Annotated in this window: 4 protein-coding genes and 1 pseudogene; all 5 read right to left on the bottom strand. The window is 44.6% G+C overall.

What is annotated here, in order from left to right:
• Positions 1-267: 267 nt before the first annotated feature.
• Positions 268-597: a hypothetical protein gene (locus JIG41_RS08945; protein WP_249406634.1), complete on the bottom strand. Its 330-nt coding sequence runs from the start codon at positions 595-597 to the stop codon at positions 268-270.
• A 10-nt stretch (positions 598-607) separates the two neighbouring features.
• A pseudogene (locus tag JIG41_RS08950) lies at positions 608-1,863 on the bottom strand (tyrosine-type recombinase/integrase).
• 351 nt (positions 1,864-2,214) lie between these two features.
• Positions 2,215-2,592, bottom strand: a complete 378-nt coding sequence (locus tag JIG41_RS08955; protein ID WP_249406636.1) for a Fic/DOC family N-terminal domain-containing protein — start codon at positions 2,590-2,592, stop codon at positions 2,215-2,217.
• 115 nt (positions 2,593-2,707) lie between these two features.
• On the bottom strand, positions 2,708-3,703 hold the full coding sequence (locus JIG41_RS08960; RefSeq protein WP_199524589.1) for a type I restriction-modification enzyme R subunit C-terminal domain-containing protein: 996 nt from the start codon (positions 3,701-3,703) through the stop codon (positions 2,708-2,710).
• A gap of 473 nt (positions 3,704-4,176) precedes the next feature.
• Complete coding sequence (locus JIG41_RS08965; protein WP_199524590.1) at positions 4,177-5,331, bottom strand: iron-containing alcohol dehydrogenase; 1,155 nt, start codon at positions 5,329-5,331, stop codon at positions 4,177-4,179.
• Between the last annotated feature and the right edge of the window lie 345 nt (positions 5,332-5,676).

Below are 5,676 nucleotides of genomic sequence, written 5' to 3' on the forward strand. Positions count from 1 at the left end.
ATATTACCGCGGTTAACGAGGGCTTGATTATAGTGAGACCAGTTTGTGATTTTGCTCATTGTTGTTGCACGGGCTAGTAGGATATAGATGATCTGATCACAGGCTGGCAAGATAGTTCAAACTTTTAGGAAACAACGCCTACCGCATCCCCGATTGCCCCATTCCTTGGGGCGGTTCACATCCCTCTTATTCACCTTCTAAAGCTTGTGGTATCAAGTGTTGCCCCATTGTCCCAAATGCCCACGGTAAGTGAGTAAATGGGGGCTTCTAGTTTCGCCTGATGGGCTTTTTCGGCATGCGGCTGCGTTTGCCATCGAAAAAGGCTAATACTCTGAACCAATAGAGTGATTCTTCATAACCTAGGCTGTACGTTGGGCGTGCAGGCGGGATGAGCCCCAGTTTGCGTCCTAGGCTGACAATCACGTAGAACGTGAGTTTTAATGTCAGCCAAGGAGCGAGTACCAAGAATACCATCAGGCAATACCGAGTAAGTGCGTAGCCTATACCATAAGGCTGTTCGAGTAGGGCAATGCCAATACACCAGCCAAGTCCTGCCAGCATGGCTATTGGAAAGGTAATGGGGGCGAGTCGCATCATAAATTGCATGTTAATGCCCTCCTGTGTTGTGCTGTGAAGGGTGCTCAAAGTTCACCAGCGGTTCGATCACATCAGCCACGGTTTGATGAGCAATACGGCGCTCTTCAAAGTAATCGTGGCGGTCGTAGATACCCTCAACGCCTTTTAGCTTATGGTTAAGACAGCGTTCGGCCACATTGCCTGCAATGCCCAAAGAGGCGGCAAGGCTGCGAAAGGTGCGGCGCAGATCGTGTACGGTGAAGTGTTCAAGTTTGCCCATTTTATTGGGAGGCTGTTTTTTGCGCCCTGGCTCGCGACCAAAGAGTTTAGAAATGGCGCGGTTTAGCGTATCTGGCCCCATATGTGGACGATGGCTTGCTCGTCTGGCTGGAAAAACATAAGGCGAGCCACAAGCGCGGACTTGCAGCTCGTTAAACCAGGCAATGGCTTGGCGCGGTAAGGGGATGCTAATGGGCACGCCGGTTTTGCTGCGTTCTTTGGGTAGATCCCACACGCCCGTGGTTAAATCCATTTCACGCCACATGGCTTCGCACAGTTCGCTTTTGCGTACGCCCAACACCAAAAACAGGCAGCAAGCGAGGTAGTTGTCGCGGCCAAAGCTATTGATATGGGTATGAAACACGCTAAAGGCGTAGTGAATTTCCTCTTTGCTGAGCATCCTGTCTTTACTGGACTCCACGCCACCGGCATCGTCCACGGTAAAGGCTGCGGCTGGGTTGTTCAGCGTTAAGTCGAGCTTTATCGCATGTCGAAACAGCTGCTTCATGTACATCAAGGTATCGTTGGCAATGGTAGGGCGGTTACTTTCTCGAATGCGCTCTAATACTTCTCGTACATGTGTGGGGCGCACGGCTTGTATAGGAAGTTGACCAATCACTGGTGCAATTTCTTTGGTAAAAACACGTTTGGGTATATTGGGGTGCTTTAACCGGCGACTTAAGTCTTTGGCATACCAGTCTTGAAACAACTGACTGACATTTTGAATCTCAGGGATGGTTTCAATAGCACGGATTGCTAATGGGTCTTCACCTTGCTGAAGTTGTAGCTGCATTTTAGACGATTCAAGTCGAGCCTCTGCTAAGGTCATGCTTGGATATTGACCGAGCGTGGCTTCTCGTCGTCCGTTTAGGCTGGTATACCTTAGCATCCAATACGGCATGCCAGATTTTCTTACGCAAAAATATAGGCCATTACCATCACTGTATTTTTGTTTGCTGCTGCGGTGCGAGCATAAGATTGCACCTGAGTTGCGGTTAGTTTTGCCATCGTTTGTTACTCTATATTCCTAAGAAATCGTTAAAATTTGCTCACCATTGCCCACCACTGTTTGTTTATCGATTGGTTCGATATTTGAGTGATTGAACAATCTGCAAGCAGCACGATAAGTGGGGATGGCATAAGGCGGTGGTGAGATAGATGCAAAAATCTGCTCACCAGATACCTTGACTTTTCGCTTATTGAGTCAAAAAAACAGGTTTTGCCCACCATTTTGCCCACCACTTAAACAGCAACTGGTAACGGACATCTGCAAACCGATTTGGACGGAAAAAATAAAAAAGCCCTGTATTTACAAGCAAATAACAGGGCTTCTAAGACATTCTTGGACGGGTAAAAAAACTATTCGATGTTTTGAATTTGTATTGCGAGTATGTCATCAAGACGAATAAGTTTGCTTTTACGCGCTGTTTCGAACCCTTGCTTTAAAGCAACAGCATAATCTTGTACTTCTTTAGTGGCGGGGTTAGTGACCGCTTCTTCAAACAGGTTCGCTTTATAAAGTTCATCGTGTGTTGTTACGATGTTTTCTACCTCTGAGCTGTCTTTTGCTTCTTGTAGGGCGAGTGTGTTAATCAATATGGCTTCATTAGGTATGCTGGCTGCAACGCCTTTTAATTCAGCTAAATGGCGATGGGCAGTGGCGGTTCTTTTTAAAAAAGCGCGGGTTTCCCACTGTTCAATATTCGCAAGCGGTAACGGTTCTATAGTGGTCGACATAGATAGCTTTTATCCTTTTTTATACATGTCAGCGTTGTTATGTATAAATTTTTCATAAAATTATACATAATCTATATAACATGTATAGTAATTCCATTTATTTATATACGTTACTTTATGCGCTCTTAATGGGCCAAATAGCTTCATTTATTTCATCAAGTACAGTATCTAGTTGATTATTAAGCACCTTGTCAAATTGCTTCGCGCCACCGTGCTGACTAAAGCGGTTATTAACAAACTCTTTGTCGACAATAACTTCATGCACAAGTTGTTTGGCAAGGCGCTCTAACCATTTGCGCTGATTAGGTGTCCATGAATGTGCTTGGTATATACGTAACATTGCTTGAGCAACACGTTGTTCAAAGGGGATAAGTGGCTCACCTAAGGCTGCGCGCCGAATGTGACCAACAATGCTTGCTGCTATATCTTGATTGGTTTGATTACGTACCGCGCTTTGTAAATTCGCCTCTGAGAAGCCTGCACCATCAAGTAATAGTTTTACTTCAGTTAATTGCTCACGAGAAAGGTCGCGTGGTTTACTTACCACAGTCGCAAGGGCTATGTTTTGGTTTAACTGCTCTTTAACGAATTGATTAAAGCTCTCTAGGTAATCCTCTGGTTTTTTGTGTGTGCCCCAGCTTTGTGTTCTTTCACGTATTTCATCATGATGTTCAGAGATAACGGGCTGGTGTTCACTGCCCAATAAAGTATTGACCTGTGCAAGCTGGTGGATTAAACCACTATGTTCTGTGATAAAGTTTGCAGCTTGCTTTGGCCCTAGTTGGTGTAAATGGGTATGAAGGTTTTTAGGCTCTACTCCCCATAAGCTTTCAAGCTCGTTTAGCTTTTGTTTTAGTTCATGCTTTGCTTCTGCCTTTTTTTCTGCTTTACGTAAAACCCGCATGACCTTTTGGCTTAACTGACTGAGTACAACATCGGCGTGACTGTGAGTATTAATTGTATATTTGTGGAAAGGTAGATGTTTTGAATCATGATTCTTGTAGTAAGAATTAAGTGCTGATAGAACAATAATGAAACGATCTGCGCTGTAGAGTTCTAAAATAAGATATCTAAAGCTCTCCAAAGCTTCTCGGGGTTCTTCTATTAGCATCTTGAAATCATCGAAATTAATCACCTCTTAATCTACAAGAACGCACAGTTCAATAAAACCTTGCTGTGATTGTGCTAATAAATCCTCGTCAATTTCTTTAGTGAGATACCAAACATATCCATCTCTTAATGCGTTAGTTTTTATGCAAGCTTGCCTTCAATTGTTTTAGCTCTGTAGGTCGTCCGCCATGAAGTTTCCATATATCCGTGTTCTTGTTTATTAAGAAGCCTCTGAATACCTACCTGCGTAGCTACCACCGCGTTAAAAACGTACTCAAAATGCTCATTTACTATGTGTAAACTGCGCTTTTTCGTGCGTTTTTGCCTTGTGTTAGCGCCCTCGGCAACGTTATTCAGAGGCTCCCTAAACTCAATAGCATTATCGCCAACAAAAAAAGATCACACCCCAAACACAAAACGCCCCGCTGTTTAAGGCGAGGCGTCGTTGTGGTCTACCTTTACAGCAGATAACACTTACATTGCAGCACGGAAAATCGCAGCCACTTCTTTATCATTCAAACGACGTGGATTGGTTGCCGCACAAACGTCTTGCTGCGCATGCTTAACCATAGTCTCGATATCTTCGTCCTTTACACCCAACTCAGTCAGATTGCTCGGAATACCAACATCAGCGGACAAGCAACGAATGGCGACAATTGCCATTTTTGCTGCTTCACGCACAGCCAAACCATCAATATTTTCACCTAAAGCCTCAGCAATATCAGCGTAACGCTCTTGCGCTGCCATCAAGTTAGCTTCACACACATGCGGCAGTAGCAAGGCGTTACACACACCGTGCGGCAAGTCATACATACCACCTAGCTGATGCGACATGGCATGCACATGCCCCAAGCTTGCGTTATTAAACGCCATACCGGCTAAGTATTGTGCATAAGCCATACGATCACGTGCTTCTAAATCATCAGCCCGTGCTACTGCCACGCGCAGATATCGAGAAATTAAACGAATCGCCTGTAAAGCCACCGCATCGGTAATTGGATTAGCAGCAGTCGAAACATAGGCTTCTACCGCATGAGTGAGTGCATCCATACCTGTCGCAGCGGTTAACGAAGGCGGCATTTTAATCATCAACAGTGGATCATTAATGGCTAAATCAGGTGTTACACGCCAATCAACGATCGCCATTTTTACGTGGTTCGAGGTATTGGTAATAATCGTAAAGCGTGTGATTTCACTGGCTGTACCCGCAGTGGTATTGATCGCAATATAGGGTGGCAGGCTGCATTTTGACTGATCAACACCTTCATAATCGGCAATCACACCACCATTGGAAACCACTAGACCCACGCCTTTACAGCAGTCATGTGCACTACCACCACCTAAGGAGATCAGCATATCGCACTGACCTTTTTTGTATGCATCAACGCCTTCTTCAACGTTTTTGTCAGTCGGGTTAGGGATGGTTTCGTCAAACACAACATAAGCAATATCTGCTTGATCAAGCAAATCAGTCACTTGTTTGGTGTAGCCCAACTGAGTCATACCTTTATCTGTCACGATCAATGGCTTTGTACCGCCCAATGACACTACGCGCGCGGCCAACTCAGTTAGCACATTAGCACCAAATAACGACACGCTCGGCATGAAAAAACTTGCACTCTGGCTCATATTTAACTCCTTCCTGATGTGCCGTAGCCTTGAGTTAACCGCTACGGTCTGGGTATTGAATTATTACTATAGCCCATACTTATGCTAGGCGTGTTGATGCGGCTCAAGGAACCTCTGAAAATCTCAGCTTATTATTGAGCTTTTCAGAAAATTACTCGAAAACTTGTTCGGCGTCAACTATCTTGGCCGTTTTCGAGGTAAAACCACACGGCAAGATCATTATAAATTGAACTTATAGAATATGTAGTGATCAGATCAAGGCATAATAATCACCTTGGTCACGTAAAATATGAGCGCTACTTTTCTGAAACACTTTAATTCAATTACCGATCCTCGCATTGAACG

Source organism: Pseudoalteromonas sp. bablab_jr011 (assembly GCF_016464045.1).
In the GTDB taxonomy this organism is placed as follows: domain Bacteria; phylum Pseudomonadota; class Gammaproteobacteria; order Enterobacterales; family Alteromonadaceae; genus Pseudoalteromonas; species Pseudoalteromonas lipolytica.